The sequence below is a fragment of the Streptomyces sp. NPDC036822 genome (assembly GCF_055609145.1).
On sequence record NZ_JBVJPY010000004.1, the window covers coordinates 108,844 to 124,860 of the forward strand.

Annotated in this window: 12 protein-coding genes; 9 read left to right on the plus strand and 3 right to left on the minus strand. The window is 74.1% G+C overall.

Annotated features, from left to right (window positions below):
* The first annotated feature begins 4 nt into the window (after positions 1-4).
* The 6 genes from ACZ68P_RS11120 to ACZ68P_RS11145 all read left to right on the plus strand — a co-directional run bounded on the left by ACZ68P_RS11120 (position 5) and on the right by ACZ68P_RS11145 (position 7,809).
* A complete protein-coding gene (locus ACZ68P_RS11120; protein ID WP_471005118.1) occupies positions 5-1,006 on the plus strand; it encodes a TIGR03842 family LLM class F420-dependent oxidoreductase in 1,002 nt (333 codons plus the stop codon).
* 74 nt (positions 1,007-1,080) lie between these two features.
* A complete protein-coding gene (locus tag ACZ68P_RS11125) occupies positions 1,081-2,613 on the plus strand; it encodes an NCS1 family nucleobase:cation symporter-1 (RefSeq protein ID WP_471005119.1) in 1,533 nt (510 codons plus the stop codon).
* A 211-nt stretch (positions 2,614-2,824) separates the two neighbouring features.
* Complete coding sequence (locus tag ACZ68P_RS11130) at positions 2,825-3,448, plus strand: class I SAM-dependent methyltransferase (RefSeq protein WP_471005120.1); 624 nt, start codon at positions 2,825-2,827, stop codon at positions 3,446-3,448.
* A gap of 168 nt (positions 3,449-3,616) precedes the next feature.
* Positions 3,617-5,038, plus strand: coding sequence for a phytoene desaturase family protein (locus ACZ68P_RS11135; protein ID WP_471005121.1), 1,422 nt, complete (start codon positions 3,617-3,619; stop codon positions 5,036-5,038).
* Between the two features lie 52 nt (positions 5,039-5,090).
* The gene (locus tag ACZ68P_RS11140; RefSeq protein WP_471005122.1) at positions 5,091-5,618 is read left to right on the plus strand and encodes an O-acetyl-ADP-ribose deacetylase; all 528 of its coding nucleotides are present in this window, start codon (positions 5,091-5,093) and stop codon (positions 5,616-5,618) included.
* A 118-nt stretch (positions 5,619-5,736) separates the two neighbouring features.
* Positions 5,737-7,809, plus strand: a complete 2,073-nt coding sequence (locus ACZ68P_RS11145) for a SpoIIE family protein phosphatase (protein ID WP_471005123.1) — start codon at positions 5,737-5,739, stop codon at positions 7,807-7,809.
* Between the two features lie 27 nt (positions 7,810-7,836).
* On the opposite strand, the gene ACZ68P_RS11150 is transcribed toward ACZ68P_RS11145, so the two are convergent.
* Positions 7,837-10,593 carry a SpoIIE family protein phosphatase gene (locus tag ACZ68P_RS11150; protein ID WP_471005124.1) on the minus strand — a complete coding sequence of 919 codons (2,757 nt, stop codon included), beginning with the start codon at positions 10,591-10,593 and terminating at the stop codon, positions 7,837-7,839.
* Between the two features lie 197 nt (positions 10,594-10,790).
* On the opposite strand from ACZ68P_RS11150, the gene ACZ68P_RS11155 reads away from it, so the two are divergent.
* Together ACZ68P_RS11155 and ACZ68P_RS11160 are read left to right on the plus strand one after the other, a co-directional pair.
* On the plus strand, positions 10,791-12,266 hold the full coding sequence (locus ACZ68P_RS11155) for an AlkA N-terminal domain-containing protein (protein ID WP_471005125.1): 1,476 nt from the start codon (positions 10,791-10,793) through the stop codon (positions 12,264-12,266).
* A gap of 15 nt (positions 12,267-12,281) precedes the next feature.
* Positions 12,282-12,776, plus strand: a complete 495-nt coding sequence (locus ACZ68P_RS11160) for a methylated-DNA--[protein]-cysteine S-methyltransferase (RefSeq protein ID WP_471005126.1) — start codon at positions 12,282-12,284, stop codon at positions 12,774-12,776.
* 38 nt (positions 12,777-12,814) lie between these two features.
* Here ACZ68P_RS11160 and ACZ68P_RS11165 read toward each other — a convergent pair whose 3' ends face one another.
* Both ACZ68P_RS11165 and ACZ68P_RS11170 read right to left on the minus strand, forming a co-directional pair.
* A complete protein-coding gene (locus ACZ68P_RS11165; RefSeq protein ID WP_471005127.1) occupies positions 12,815-13,531 on the minus strand; it encodes an SIR2 family NAD-dependent protein deacylase in 717 nt (238 codons plus the stop codon).
* Between the two features lie 69 nt (positions 13,532-13,600).
* A complete protein-coding gene (locus ACZ68P_RS11170; RefSeq protein WP_471005128.1) occupies positions 13,601-14,164 on the minus strand; it encodes an NUDIX domain-containing protein in 564 nt (187 codons plus the stop codon).
* Between the two features lie 251 nt (positions 14,165-14,415).
* Between ACZ68P_RS11170 and ACZ68P_RS11175 the strand changes: the two genes are divergently transcribed.
* Complete coding sequence (locus ACZ68P_RS11175) at positions 14,416-15,582, plus strand: glycerate kinase (protein ID WP_471005129.1); 1,167 nt, start codon at positions 14,416-14,418, stop codon at positions 15,580-15,582.
* The last annotated feature ends 435 nt before the right edge of the window (positions 15,583-16,017 follow it).

Here is a 16,017-nt window from a genome sequence, read left to right on the forward strand (position 1 = left end):
AGACGTGGACTTCGGACTCGTCCTGCAGACCGACCCGCCCGCCTCGGCGGTCGTCGGCCTCATGCGCCGGGCGGAACGCAACGGCTTCCGCTACGGCTGGACCTTCGACTCCGCCGTGCTCTGGCAGGAGCCCTTCGTCATCTACAGCCGCATCCTGGAGCACACCACCAAGCTGACCGTCGGCCCGATGGTCACCAACCCGGGGACGAGGACCTGGGAGGTCACCGCCTCCACCTTCGCCACCCTCAACGAGATGTACGGCAACCGGACCGTCTGCGGAATCGGCCGCGGCGATTCCGCGATGCGGGTGGCGGGCCGCAAGCCCAACACCCTGGCGCGGCTCGGCGAGGCCATCGACGTCATCCGCGACCTCGCCGAGGGCCGCGAGGCCGAGGTCGACGGCAGCCCGATCCGCATCCCCTGGGTGAAGGACGGCCGGCTGCCGGTCTGGATGGCCGCCTACGGCCCCAAGGCCCTGGCGCTCGCCGGGCAGAAGGCCGACGGCTTCATCCTCCAGCTCGCCGACCCCTTCCTCACCGAGTGGATGGTCAAGGCCGTCCGGCAGGCCGCCTCCGACGCCGGCCGCGACCCCGACGCCCTCACCATCTGCGTGGCCGCGCCGGCCTACGTGGGCGACGACCTGGCCCACGCCCGCGAGCAGTGCCGCTGGTTCGGCGGGATGGTCGGCAACCACGTCGCGGACCTGGTGTCCCGGTACGGCGAGCACTCCGGGATGGTGCCGGAGGAGCTCACCGCCTACATCAAGGACCGGCACGGCTACGACTACAGCCATCACGGCCGGGCCGACAACCCCTCCACCGAATTCGTCCCCGACGAGATCGTCGACCGCTTCTGTCTCCTCGGCCCCGTCGAGGCGCACCTGGAGAAGCTGCGGAGGCTGCGCGACATGGGCGTCGACCAGTTCGCCGTGTACGCCATGCACGACGCCAAGGAGTCCACCATCGACGCCTACGGCTCCGAGATCATCCCCGCGCTCGGCGCCTGACCCGCCGCCTTCGGCCCCCGGCCCGCGGCCTCGTCCGTACCCGAGCACCGTTCCCGAAGAAGGGGCCCGCCGCCATGACCGCAACCGTCCCCCCGGGGAGACCCGAACCCGCCATAGCCGGGGGCCGCGTCGAACTCGCAGCCGACGCGGCCCCGACCGACAGCCGCTTCGTCAACGAGGACCTGCTGCCCGTCCCCGTCGAACGGCGCCGCTGGACGACGTACAACTTCGCCGCGCTCTGGGTCGGCATGGCCCACAACATCCCCTCGTGGCTGCTCGCCTCCGGTCTCGTCGCCCTCGGCATGGACTGGAAGCAGGCCGTCCTCACCATCGCCCTGGCCAACGTCATCGTGCTCCTGCCGATGCTGCTCACCGGCCACGCCGGACCCAAGTACGGCATCCCTTTCCCCGTCCTCGCCCGGGCCTCCTTCGGGCTGCGCGGAGCCAACCTGCCGGCGCTGATCCGCGCCGGGGTCGCCTGCGCCTGGTTCGGCATCCAGACCTGGATCGGCGGGCAGGGGATCTTCGTCCTGCTCGACAAGATCTTCGGCGGCTGGGCGCAGGCCGCCCAGGTCGGCGGGCAGCCGTGGACGCTCTGGCTCTGCTTCGTCCTCTTCTGGGCCCTCGAACTCGCCATCATCCACCGGGGGATGGAGGCGCTGCGGCGCTTCGAGAACTGGGCGGCGCCCTTCGTCATCGTCGGCGCGCTGGCGCTGCTGGTGTGGATCGCGGTGAAGGCGGGCGGCCTCGGGCCGCTGCTCGACCAGCCCTCGCGGCTGGGCTGGGGCGCGGACTTCTGGACCGTCTTCTTCCCGTCCCTGATGGGCATGATCGCCTTCTGGGCGACCCTGAGCCTCAACATCCCGGACTTCACCCGCTTCGGCGCCGGGCAGCGCGCCCAGGTCATCGGCCAGAGCCTCGGCCTGCCCACGACCATGACCCTGTTCGCGCTGCTCTCGGTGTTCGTCACCTCCGGGTCACAGGCGGTGTACGGAGCGCCCGTCTGGGACCCGGTCGCGCTGGCCGCCAGGACGGACAACGTCTTCGGGCTCCTCTTCGCCCTGGTGACGGTGCTCGTCGCCACGATCTCGGTGAACATCGCCGCGAACGTGGTGTCGCCCGCGTACGACCTGGCCAACCTCGCGCCGAAGCGGATCGACTTCCGCAAGGGCGCGCTGATCACCGGGGTGGTGGGGGTGCTGATCATGCCCTGGAAGCTGACCGCCACCCCGGAGCTGTACATCTTCACGTGGCTCGGTCTGGTCGGCGGCCTGCTCGGCACGGTGGCCGGCATCCTGATCGCCGACTACTGGTTCGTGCGCCGCACCGTCCTGGACCTGGCCGGGCTCTACCGGCCCCACGGCCCCTACTGGTACGCGGGCGGCTGGAACCCGGTCGCGGTCGCCGCCTTCACCGTCGGAGGCGTCCTGGCGGTCGGCGGCTCGCACTCGGAGCCCGGCAAGGGCCCCTTCCCGCAGGACGGGCTCATCCCCTTCCTGCGGCCGCTCGCCGACTACGGCTGGGCGGTGGGCCTCGCGACCTCCCTGATCCTCTACACGGCCCTCATGGCACCCCGGCGGTTCCGGGGCGGCAGCGCCACCTCCTGAACGGATGTACGGGCGCCGGCCCGGGCGCCACCGCGACCAGGGCCGCTCCCGTGGGACCCCTGAGGCGTCCGGGATTCGTGGGGCCGAAAGCCGTCCGGCCCTTTACCTTCTGCTTCGTCGTCCCCTAGCCTGAAGTGTCGCCGATCACACCGGCGATCACTCCTGCACAGCGTGGTTTCCCATGGCAAAGCGGAAAGTTAGGCGGTTGCCGATGGCCGGCATCCAGGACAGGCCCCGCGAATCCGGGACCGAGTCCTCCGAGTACACCCAGCGGCTGGCTCATCTGGAGCAATCGGGACTCAAGAGGTTCCTGCCCACCCAGGCGCCCTACAGATGGAACCTGCGCCGCCTCAAGCTCGGCCGCGTCCTCGACGTCGGCTGCGGTCTCGGACGCAACCTGCTCAACTGCGGGCCGGACAGTGTGGGCGTCGACCACAACGAGCACTCCGTCGCCACCTGCCGGGAGCGGGGCCTGACCGCCTACACCCCCGACGAGCTGGCCAAGGCCGAGGACTGCGGTCCCGGGTCCTTCGACAGCCTGCTCTGCGCCCACGTGCTGGAGCACATGGACGAGGACCTGGCGGTCACGGTCCTCGCGCAGTACCTGCCGCTCGTGAAGCCGGGCGGCAACGTCGTCCTGATCACCCCGCAGGAAGCCGGCTACCGCACCGACGCCACGCACGTGCGCTTCGTCGGCTTCGAGGAACTGCGGCGTCACGCGGAGAAGGCGGGCCTCGGCGTCTCGCGGACCTACTCCTTCCCCTTCCCCCGGTCGGTCGGAAAGGTCTTCCCGTACAACGAGTTCGTCCTCGTCGGTACGGTCACCGCTCCCTGACCGCCCCACCGGACCCGCCGCGCGCGGGCGCCTTCACCAGGCGCCGCGCCGGCGCCGCCGCGGCGGTCCGGCTGCCGTACCCTCGCGGGTTCCGCGAGGCGTCCGGAGCCTATTCTTGGTCGTGCCGGTCGCCGGACGGCGGCCGGTGGCCGACGAAGGAGTCCGAACGTGCCGTCGATGCTCGATGCCGTCGTCGTGGGGGCGGGCCCCAACGGACTGACCGCCGCGGTGGAGCTGGCCCGACGGGGATTCTCCGTCGCGCTCTTCGAGGCCGCCTCCACGGTCGGCGGCGGCGCGCGGACCGAGGAGCTGACGCTGCCGGGCTTCCGGCACGACCCCTGCTCCGCCGTGCACCCGCTCGGCGTCAACTCGCCCGTCTTCAAGACGATGCCCCTGGACCGGTACGGCCTGGAGTGGCTGCACCCCCGGCTGCCCATGGCCCATCCGTGTGACGACGGCACCGCCGCCGTGCTCTCCCGGTCCGTCGCGGAGACCGCCGCCTCCTTCGGGCCGCGCGACGCCGGCACCTACCGGCGGCTCCTGGCGCCCTACGCCGGCCGATTCGACACGCTGGCGCGGGACTTCATGTCCCTCCCGCTGACCGCGCTGCCCCGTGACCCCGTCACGCTCGCCCGCTTCGGCATCGACGGACTTCAGCCCTCCACCTGGCTGCTGCGCCGCTTCCGGGACGACAAGGCGCGCGCCCTGTTCGCCGGGCTCGTCGGCCATGTCATCGCACCCCTCGACGGGTTCGCCACGTCGGCGATCGGCCTCGTCTTCGCGCTGGCCGCCCACGCGGGCGGCTGGCCGATGCCCCGGGGCGGCTCCCAGGCGATCTCGGACGCCCTCGCCGCGTATCTGAAGGACCTGGGCGGCTCCGTCCACACCGACTTCCACGTCAAGCGCCTCGACGACCTCCCGCCGGCCCGCGCGTACGTCTTCGACACGTCGCCCACCGCCCTCGCGAAGATCGCCGGCTTCGGCGGCCACTACGACGGCTACCGCTACGGCGCCAGTGTCTTCAAGATCGACTACGCCCTCGACGGACCGGTGCCCTGGACGGCCGAGGCGCCCCGCCACGCCGGGACCGTCCAGATCGGCCCCTCCACCGCCGAGGTCGGCACCGCGCTCCGGCAGGCGTCCTCCGGCACGGCCCCCCGCACGCCCTTCCTGATCACCGCCCAGCCCAGCCTCGTCGACCCGTCTCGCGCACCCGAGGGCAAGCACGTCTTCTGGGCGTACGGCCATGTGCCGAACGGCTGGGACGGTGATCTCACCGACGCGATCGAGCGCCAGATCGAGCGCTTCGCCCCCGGCTTCCGTGACCGCGTCCTGGCCCGCGCCACCGCCGGACCGCCCGAGCTCGCCGCCCGCAACCCCAACTACGTGGGCGGCGACATCGCCTGCGGCGCGGCCCGCGGACTCCAGCTCGTACTGCGCCCCAAGCTGTCCCTCTTCCCCTACCGCACCCCGCACCCCGCCGTCTTCCTCTGCTCCTCCGCGACCCCGCCGGGCCCTGGCGTCCACGGCATGTCCGGCCACAACGCGGCCAAGGCGGTGTGGCGCCGCCTGCGCGCGGCACGCGGCTGACGCGGCGGAAAACGGGGAGCGCGCGCGTCCCGGGGCGGGTGAGGATGGCCGTATGACCTCCACGACGCCTCCCGGCATCACGCTCGTGCGCGGCGACATCACCGCGCAGCACGTCGACGTGATCGTCAACGCGGCGAACTCCTCCCTGCTGGGCGGCGGCGGGGTCGACGGCGCGATCCACCGCCGGGGCGGCCCCGAGATCCTGGCGGAGTGCCGCGCGCTGCGCGCCGGTCACCACGGCCGCGGCCTCCCCACCGGACAGGCCGTCGCCACGACCGCGGGCCGCCTCCCCGCCCGCTGGGTAGTGCACACCGTCGGCCCCGTCTGGTCCCGCGACCAGGACCGCTCCGCCCTGCTGGCCTCCTGCTACCGCGCCTCCCTGCGCGTCGCGGACGAGCTGGGCGCCCGCACCGTCGCCTTCCCCGCGATCTCGACCGGTGTCTACGGCTGGCCCCTGGACGACGGAGCCCGCATCGCCGTCGAGACCGTCCTGGCGACAGGGACGACGGCCGTCGAGGAGGTCCGGTTCGTGCTCTTCGACGACACGGCGTACACGGCCTTCGCCCGGCACGCCCCCTGACCGGGCCCGGCGCGGGCCGGCCCCGCCCTGCCGAACGGACCACTCGCAGAGCCCCGCAACGACGGCTCGGATAGGGTGACTGGGTAGGAAAGACACCCCCCGGGGTTAGGTCGATGCGTTGGACACTGATCAGTCGCCGAGCGAGACGCCGGGACGGCCGCCGGCGGCCGTCGGGTACGCGGGTGTGCTGCGCGAAGTGCTGCCGATCGCCCTGTGGCGGGAGGACGCCGACGGCTCCGTCGTCGAATGGTCCCTCGCCGCGCAGGACCTCCTCGGCTACCGCCCCGAGGAGCTGCTCGGCCGCCCCGCGACCCCCGTCCTCGCCCCCGAGTCCAACCAGGAACTCGCCGCCCAGCTGACGCGGCGCGTCCACGCCGGGGAGACCGTCGTCGGCACCCTGCCCGTCCGGCACCGCGACGGCCACGACGTGACGATGGAGATGTGGATCCTCCCCGAGGCCGACCCGCGGGGGCGGCCCGGCGCCATGCTGATCGCGGTCGAGACCTCCGAGGTCCTGCGCATGCGGGACTCGCTCGCCGCCCTGCAGAGCCTCTTCACCCAGTCACCCATCGGCCTCGCCACCCTCGGCCCCGACCTGCGATTCCTGCGCGTCAACGACGCCCTGGCCCGGATGAACGGCGTCTCCGCCGCCGAGCACCTCGGCAAGCGGCTGACCGAGGTGGTGCCCGGAGTCAACGCCTCCGCCCTTGAGGCGACCATGCGCCAGGTCATGGACCGCGGCGAGGCCGTCGTCGACGTGCGCCGCACCGGCCGCACACCGGCCGACCCCGACCACGACCGGACCTGGTCCTGCTCCTACGCCCCCCTCCTCGACGGCTCCGGACGGCGCCTGGGCCTCATCGCCTCCCTCATCGACATCACCGACGGCCAGCGCGCCCTCGTCGAGGCCGAACGCGCCCGCTCCCGCTTCGCCCTGCTCGCCGAGGCCGGCACCCGCATCGGCACCACCCTCGACCTGCGCCAGACCGCCGAGGAGGTGGTCCGCGTCCTGGTGCCCCGCTTCGCCGACTCGGCCGACGTCCAGATGCTGGAGGCGGTCCTCGCCCCCGACGAGGCCGCCGCCGCGGCCGGCGCGTCCACCCAGGGGCTGCTGCGCCGGCTGGCCGCCGTCTTCCCCGACCCCTCGGCCCCCACCGCGCTGCTCACCCCGGGCCAGACCTTCCAGATCCCCCTCGGGACGGTCTACGAACAGGTCGTCACCGAGGGCCGGCCGATGAACCTGTACCACTCCGACCTTCCCGCGCTGTTCCCCGACAGCCGCTCCGAGGCGCTCCGGGACTACTTCACCGCCCACATCGGCTCCGCCCGCCTCGTCCCGCTCATCGCCCGCGGCAGGGTGCTCGGCGCGGTCACCGTCACCCGGGTCTACGGCCGGGAGCCGTTCGACGAGCAGGACTGGGTCCTCCTCGACGAACTGGTCGCCCGCGCGGCCCTGAACATCGACAACGCGCGGATGTACACCGCCCAGCGGGAAGCCGCCCTGACCCTGCAACGCAGCCTGACGAACAGCTCCCTGCCCAAGGTCGACGGCCTCGAACTGACCGGCCGCTACCTCCCCGCGAGCGACCACGACGTCGGCGGCGACTGGTTCGACGTCATCGCCCTCCCCGAAGGCCGCACCGCCCTGGTCATCGGCGACGTCATGGGCCACGGCGTCCACGCCGCCGCCGTCATGGGCCAGCTCCGTACCGTCGTCCGGACCCTCGCCCGGCACGGCGTCCCGCCCACGGAGCTGCTCCGCTCCCTGGACGCGGCCGTCGCCGACCTCGGCGAGGACGAGATGGCGACCTGCGTCTACGCCGTCCACGACCCGGCCACCGGCAGCGTCGTGGTCGCCCGGGCGGGCCATCCGCCGCCGGCGGTGGCCACGGCCGACGGGACGATCACCTTCCTGGAGGGCCCGGCCGGCACACCGCTGGGCACCGGGGTCCAGGACTTCCGCACCGACGAGGTGCTGCTGCCCCCGGGCAGCGTGCTCGTCCTCTACACCGACGGCCTCATCGAGGCCCGGGACCGAGATCTCGACCAGGGCATGGACCAGCTCGCCCGGGCGCTGTTCGACCTCGAACGGCCGCTCTCCCAGCTCTGCGACGGCATCCTCGAACAGCTGCTGCCCTGCGCGCCGGGGGACGACGTCGCGGTGCTCCTCGCCCGCACCTCGGTGACGTAGCGCCTCCCGTGGAGGCCGGCCCGGGGCTCACCAGGCCAGCCGCTCCAGGGCGTCGAGGTCGGGTACGCCCAGCTCCGCCGCCGCCCGTGCGGGCGCCGTGGTCAGGGTCAGCTCCGCCCAGATCACCTTGCCCCGGTCGGTGTACCGCGTCCCCCAGCGCTCGGCGAACTGCGCGACCAGGAAGAGTCCCCGACCGCCCTCGTCCGTGGTCGCGGCGTACCGCAGATGAGGGGAGGTGCTGCTCCCGTCGGCGATCTCGCAGATCAGCCGGCGGTCGTACAGCAGCCGTACCCGGATCGGTTCGGCGCCGTAGCGGATGGCGTTGGTGATCAGCTCGCTCAGGATCAGTTCGGCGGTGAACGCGATGTCGCCCAGCTCCCAGGCGGCGATCTGGGCCGAGGCCGCGTTGCGGATGCGGGAGACCGCGGCCGGTTCGGCCGGCACGTCCCACTCGGCGATGCGGTCGGCCGGCAGCCGGCGGGTCTCGGCGACGAGCAGCGCGATGTCGTCGTCGGGAGCCGGGACGAGCAGCGCCGCCAGGACGTCGGCGCAGGCCTGCTCCGGACTGCGGCCGGGCCGGGCCAGGGCCTCGCCGAGCAGCGCCAGGCCGGCGTCGAAGTCCCGGTCGCGGTTCTCCAGGAGGCCGTCGGTGAACAGCACCAGGCGGCTGCCCTCGGGAAGCGTCAGCTCGGTCGCCTCGAACGGCATCCCGCCCACGCCCAGGGGCAGCCCCGCCGGCAGCTCGGGGAACTCCACCCGCCCGTCGGCGTGCACGAGCGCCGGCCCGGGATGTCCGGCGCCCGCCATGGCACAGCGGCCGTTCGCCGGGTCGTAGATCACGTACAGGCAGGTCGCGCCGGTGATGGGGTCGCGCTCGGAGCCCGGCGGCGTGTCCTCGCCCTCCTCCGGGCCCGCGCCGTTCCCCGTTTCGGGCCGGTCGATCCGGTCGATCAGCTCGTCGAGGTGGCCGAGCAGCTCGTCGGGCGGCAGGTCCAGGGTGGAGAAGTTGTGCACCGCCGTCCGCAGCCGGCCCATCGTCGCGGCGGCGTGCAGGCCGTGCCCGACGACGTCACCGACGACGAGCGCCACCCGGGCGCCGGGAAGCGGGATGACGTCGAACCAGTCACCGCCGACCCCGGCCTTCGCCGGCAGGTAGCGGTGCGCCACGTCGACGGCGGACAGCTCCGGCAGCACGCGGGGGAGGAGGCTGCGCTGGAGGGTGACCGCCATCGCGTGCTCCCGGGTGAAGCGGCGGGCGTTGTCGATGGAGACCGCCGCCCGCGCGGTCAGCTCCTCCGCGAACGACAGGTCGTCGTCCCCGAACGGCTCGGCGGTCTCCGCCCGCCAGAAGTTCGCCATGCCGAGCACGACCCCCCGGGCCAGCAGCGGCACGGCCACCAGCGAGTGCAGACCGTAGTCGAGCGCCCCGGCGGCGCCCTCCGGGTCCTGGGCCCGCCAGCCGTCGGCCGTGCTCAGATCCTCCACGAGCACCGCGTGCCCGCGGTCGAGCGCCGTCGCCATCGGCGTCGTCGGCACGACACACCGGATGAGGTCGCCCACCGGCTGGAGCGGGTGATCGTCCCCGATGCCGGTCAGCGCCGCGCGGCGCATCTCCGTATACGCCCCCGACGGCTCCTCGCCGCTCAGCACCGGCTCCAGGAGCTCCACGGTGACGTAGTCGGCGAAGCGCGGCACCGCGACCTGCGACAGCTCCTCCGCCGTGCGCACCACGTCCAGGGTGCTGCCGATGCGCACCCCGGCGTCGTACAGCAGCTGGAGCCGGCCCCGGGCCACCTCCGCCCGGCCGGACAGCGCGGCGAGCTCGGTGGAGTCGCGCAGCGTCATCACCGTTCCGGTGGGCCGCCCGCGGTACGGCTCCGTGGGGCGCACGTTCACGGCAAGCAGGCGGTCGCCCGCCAGGTGCACCTCGTCCGTCGCCGCCCGCCCGGAGGCGAGCAGCGCGGCCGTGGCCGGATCCAGGCCGAGCTCGGTGACGTGCCGCTGCTCGGCTTCGGGCGGCAGGTCGAGCAGACGGCGACCCTCGTCGTTGGCGAGCAGCAGCCGGCGGTCGGCGTCGATGATGAGCACGCCCTCGCGGACGGCGTGCAGGACCGCCTCGTGGTGTTCGTTGATCCGGGTCATCTCGACCGGCCCGAGGCCGTGCGTCTGGCGACGCAGCCGCCGGCTCACGAGCGCGGCGCCGCCCACCGCGAGCAGCAGCGCGCCGCCCGCCGTCCCGAGCAGCAGCGGCAGCTGCCCCTCGACGACGTTGGACACGTTCTCGATCTCGATGCCGGTACCGACCAGGCCGACGATGTCACCGTCCTCGGTCCGCACCGGGACGATCGCCCGGACGGCGTCGGTCGGCTCCCCGGTGAAGATCTCCGTGAACGACTCCCCGCCCCGGGCACGGGCGATGTCCCCCGTCGCCCGCTGCCCGATCAGATCGGGCCGGGCGTCGGTGTAGCGGATGCCGTCCGGCGTCATCACCGCCAGGAAGTCCAGGCCCCCGGCCACCCGGGCCTCCTCGGCCCGCGTCTGCAGCAGGGCCGTCGGATCGGGCGCCTTCAGCGCGTCCACCAGGCCCGGCGCGTGCGCGAACGCCTCCGCGGCGGCCAGCGAACGGTTCCGGGCCTCGCGCTCGCTGTCGTAACGGGTCTGGAACACCAGGGCCAGCGCACCCACGGTCACCAGCAACGCCACGATGACGGCCTGCAGGGCGAACACCTGACCGGCGACACTGCGCACCCACAGCCCCCGTGGTCGTCCGAGACGTCCGGTCATGGGGTTCTTCTCAAGGACGTCGCTGTCATCACGGACTCGGCTGTCACCCGTCCACTTCCTCGGCTCGCCGGCGCCGCAGAGTTCTCTTCCTCCCATGCTGCCCCCGCCGCGCCGGGAAATCGAGGCGGCACCGGCCAGACGAGGTCGATGTCGTTTTCTCGCCAGCCCGGGTGCCCCGCGTCCCCGATCCTGGACACATGCATACCGACACCGAGCGCTGCGTGCGGGCCGTCCGGTCGAAGGACGCCCGTTTCGACGGCGTCTTCTTCACCGCCGTCCTGACCACCCGGATCTACTGCCGTCCCAGCTGCCCGGTCGTGCCGCCCAAGGCCGAGAACATGGTCTTCCACCCCAGCGCCGCCTCCTGCCAGCGCGCCGGGTTCCGGGCCTGCAAACGCTGCCGGCCGGACACCAGCCCCGGCTCCCCGGAGTGGAACGTCCGCGCCGACGCCGTCGCCCGGGCCATGCGCCTCATCCAGGACGGGGTCGTGGACCGCGAAGGCGTCCCCGGCCTCGCGGCCCGGCTCGGCTACTCCACCCGCCAGATCGAGCGCCAGCTCCTCGCCGAGCTGGGCGCCGGCCCGCTGGCCCTGGCCCGCGCCCAGCGGGCCCAGACCGCCCGGCTGCTCATCGAGACCACCCCGATGCCCATGGCCGAGATCGCCTTCGCGGCCGGCTTCGCCTCCATCCGTACCTTCAACGACACGGTCCGGGAGGTCTTCGCCCTCGCGCCCGGAGAACTGCGGGCCCGTGCGACGCGCTCGCGCCCCACGGCCCCGGCCACGCCCGGCGTGATCGCGCTGCGCCTGCCCTACCGCGCGCCCCTCGACCCGTCCAACCTCTTCGGGCACCTCGCCGCGACCGCCGTACCCGGTGTCGAGGAGTGGCGGGACGGCGCCTACCGCAGGACGCTGGCCCTGCCGCACGGCCACGGCATCGTGGCCCTGGCGCCGCGCCCCGACCACATCGCCTGCCGGCTCTCCCTCACCGACCCCCGCGACCTGACGCACGCCATCAGCCGCTGCCGCTGGATGCTCGACCTCGACGCCGACCCGGTCGCGGTCGACGACCAACTGCGCGGCGACCCGCTGCTCGCGCCGCTGGTCGACCGGGCGCCGGGACGGCGGGTCCCGCGGACCGTCGACGCCGCCGAGTTCGCGGTGCGCGCCGTGCTCGGCCAGCAGGTCTCCACGGCGGCCGCCCGCACCCACGCGGCCCGCCTGGTCACGGCGCATGGCGTCCCCGTCGAGGACCCCGAGGGCGGCCTGACCCACCTCTTCCCGGCCCCCCGGGCGCTGGCAGGACTCGACCCCGCGTCGCTCGCGCTGCCCCGGAGCCGCCGGCACACCCTCCTCACACTGGTGGAGGCGCTCGCCGACGGCTCCCTGCACCTCGGCCCCGCCAGCGACTGGGAGGAGGCCCGTGCCCGGCTCATGGCCCTGCCGGGCTTCGGGCCCTGGACCACCGAGGTCATCGCGATGCGCGCCCTCGGCGACCCCGACGCCTTCCTCCCCGGCGACCTGGGCGTGCGCCGCGCCGCCGAACGCCTCGGCCTGCCGGCCACGCCGGGCGCGCTGACCGCCCGCGCCGCGCACTGGAGGCCCTGGCGCGCGTACGCCGTGCAGTACCTCTGGGCCACCGACAGCCACCCGATCAACCACCTCCCCGCGTAAGGAAGCCGCCCTGCCATGCCCACCGTCCAGCACCTGGTCGTCGACAGTCCGTACGACGCGCTGACCCTGGTCGCCGTCGACGGCGTCCTCAGCCGCATCCACATGACCGACCAGCGCCACCGCCCGCCCGAGGAGACCTTCGGCGCAGCCGACCCGCGCCCCTTCGGCGAGGCGGTCCGCCAGCTCGACGCCTACTTCGCCGGCGAACTCACGGTGTTCGACCTGCCCCTGAAGCTGGTCGGCACCCCCTTCCAGCTCCGTGTCTGGGAGCAGCTCCGCCTCATCCCGTACGGCGAGACCCGGACGTACGGAGGGCTGGCCGAGGCCCTCGGCAACCCCGGAGCGTCCCGCGCGGTGGGCCTGGCCAACGGGAAGAACCCCGTCTCCATCGTCGTGCCCTGCCACCGCGTCATCGGCGCGAGCGGCTCGCTGACCGGGTACGGCGGCGGCCTCGGCCGCAAACAGCGGCTGCTCGCCTTCGAGTCGGGGCGGACCGACACCCTCTTCTGACGTGGACGGGCCCCGGGGGACACTCCCGGGGCCGTGGGTCAGAGCAGCCGGTCCAGGAGCGCGGGCAACGCGGTGCCGATCGGCTCCCGCACGACCTCGTCGGCGATCTCGTCGTACGCGGTGGGCTGGGCGTTCACGATGACCAGCCGCGCGCCGTGCTCGGCGGCGATCTTCGCGAGGGAGGCGGCCGGCTGGACCTGGAGACTCGAACCGACCGCGAGGAACACCTCCGTGCCCTTGGCGATCGACATCGCCTGGCCGAGGACGACCGGGTCGAGCCGCTGGCCGAACAGCACGGTGGCCGACTTGAGGATGCCCCCGCAGTCCCGGCACGCCGGATCGTCCTCGCCCGCCCGGACCCGGTCCAGCGCCTCGTCCATGGGGGACCGGACATGGCATCGTGTGCACACCACGGACCGCGCGGAGCCGTGCAGTTCGAGGACCTTGCGCTCGGACACCCCGGCGAGCTGATGGAGTCCGTCGACGTTCTGCGTGATCACCCGGACCGGGTTCCCGCGCTTCTCGAACGCGGCGATCGCCCGATGGGCGACGTTCGGCTCGGCCCGCCCCACCGGCCCGTCCAGACGCATCCGCCACGCCCGCCGCCGGATCTCCGGATCGGCCATGTAGTAGGCGTACGTGACGACCTTCTCGGCCTCCGGGTCGCGCGTCCACTCCCCGTCGGGCCCTCGGTAGTCGGGGATGCCGGAGTCCGTGGAGATTCCGGCACCGGTGAGTATCGCGACCATGGTCATGACGGGAGCGTAGGACCCGGCCCCGGGCTCCCGCGAGCGTATTTCGCCGGACCGGCCCCGGGCGATCCGTCAGCCGGACGACGGCCCGCCGGCGCCCTCCAGGCCGGGGTGCGGGGACAGGCCGGGGTGCGGGGACAGGCCGGGGCGCGGGGACAGGCCGTTCTCCAGCTCCGCCGGTCCCCGGCCCGACCCGAGGGCGTCCAGGGCGGCGAGGACCCGCGTGCCCAGGTGGCCCGGGAGGTGCGCGGGGATCTCCTCGCGGGTCACGAGCTTCCAGGAGAGCAGCTCCTCCTCCTGGAGACGGATCGCCCCGAGCCGCTCCGGGGCCAGCACCCCGCCGTCGAACACGTACGCCACGATCGGCGGCCGGCCCGGTCCGAGCGCCCAGTCGACCGCGAGCAGCGCGCCGAGCTCCACGTCGAGGCCGATCTCCTCGGCCGTCTCGCGGCGGGCCGCCTGCCGGGGCGTCTCACCCGTGTCGGACTCGATCGTCCCGCCCGGCAGCGTCCAGCCCTCGCGGTAGTCCGGCTCCACCACCAGCACCCGGCCGGACGCGTCCCGGAGGAGGGCGGCCGCACCGGCCAGGACCTTCGGCAGGCCGGCGATGTACGCGGCGTAGTCGGTCGTCGTCATGCCGTCAGCGTAGCCAGCCGCACCGGCCGCTCGGCCGGCCTCGCGCTCGGCGGGGAAAGGCCGACGGGCGGGCGGGCGGGGAGCGCCGTCGCCGACCCGGGGCGGGCCGCCCGGGCCTTTTGATCGATCGTCGCGCATCCGGCGCCCCTTATGGGAGGGAATATCGCCTCATCAGGGGGTGGCATGGCGTCTTCCGCTCCGGATAGGGTCGGCCTCGGCGCGACTGCCTGTTCGAAAGCAAGGGATGCAAGGTGACGGACGGAGCAGTAACTGAGGTCGCACAGGGGCGGGCACACGTGCTCGTCGCGGCCGACAAGTTCAAGGGTTCGCTCACGGCCGTACAGGTCGCGGAGCGGGTCACGGCTGGGCTGCGACGGGTCGTCCCGGAGCTGGAGGTGGAGACGCTGCCCGTCGCGGACGGCGGCGACGGCACGGTCGCGGCCGCGGTGGCGGCCGGCTTCGAGCGCCGTGAGGTGCGCGTGACCGGGCCGCTCGGCGAGCCGGTGACGGCGGCCTTCGCGCTGCGCGGGACGACGGCGGTCGTGGAGATGGCGGAGGCGTCCGGTCTGCAGCTGCTTCCGCCCGGTGTCTTCGCCCCCCTGACCGCGACCACGTACGGCTCCGGCGAACTGTTGCGGGCCGCTCTCGACGCGGGCGCGACGTCCCTCGTCTTCGGCGTCGGCGGCAGCGCCACCACGGACGGCGGGGCAGGCATGCTCGCCGCGCTGGGCGCGGTGTTCCTGGACGCGGACGGCAAGCCGGTCGCCCCGGGCGGCGGGCCGCTGCGGGACCTGGCCACGGCCGACCTCTCCGGTCTCGACCCCCGCTTCGCCTCCGTCGACCTGGTCCTCGCCAGCGACGTGGACAACCCGCTCACCGGGCCGAAGGGCGCGCCGGCGGTCTACGGACCGCAGAAGGGAGCGTCCCCCGAGGACGTCGAGACCCTGGACGCGGCGCTCGCGCACTTCGTCACCGTCCTGGAGAAGGCCATCGGCCCCAAGGCGTCGGAGTGCGCCGTCGCGCCGGGCGCGGGCGGCGCGGGCGGCATCGGCTACGGCGCGCTGGTCGGCCTGGACGCGAGCTTCCGCCCCGGTATCGAGCTGATGCTGGACGTCCTCGGCTTCGCCCCCGCGCTCGAGCGGGCCACCCTGGTCATCACGGGCGAGGGCTCCCTCGACGAGCAGACCCTGCACGGCAAGGCCCCCGCGGGCGTCGCGTCGGCGGCCCGGGCGGCCGGCAAGGACGTCGTCGCGGTCTGCGGTCGTCTGGCGCTCGACCCCGAGACGCTCGGCGCGGCCGGCATCCGCCGTGCCTACCCGCTCACGGACCTGGAGCCGGACACGGCGAAGTGCATCGCCGAGGCCGGCCCCCTCCTGGAACAGGTCGCGTCGAACATCGCCCGCGACACCCTCGCCTGACACCCCGCACGGGTGGGGGGCCGGCCCCCCACCCGCCTCACGCCGACCGCCACGGCCCCGCACACGGCGGGCCCGCCCCGGCGATCCCCTCGCCCCCGGCACGCCCCTGCACGCCGACCGGGTGGTGCCGCGCGCGGCCTGGTGTCGCCCGCACCCCGCACACGGCGTGCGGGCCCCGGCAACTCCCTCACCTTCCGCCGGCACGCCCGCGCACGCCGACCGGGCGGTGCCGCGCGCGGCCTGCTGTCGCCCGCGACATCTTCGCCTGGCGCGTGCCGGCTCGTGCCCGACCCACTTCCCCATCAGGACGGCCAGGTCCGCACCGCGCGTGGCCTGCCGGCTCCGGCGGTGCCTTGCCCCGCCCGCACGCCGTCGGCGCACCGGCACCGGATCCGCGCCGGCTGGGCGGTGACCGGCCAGGAAGGCCGCCCCCGC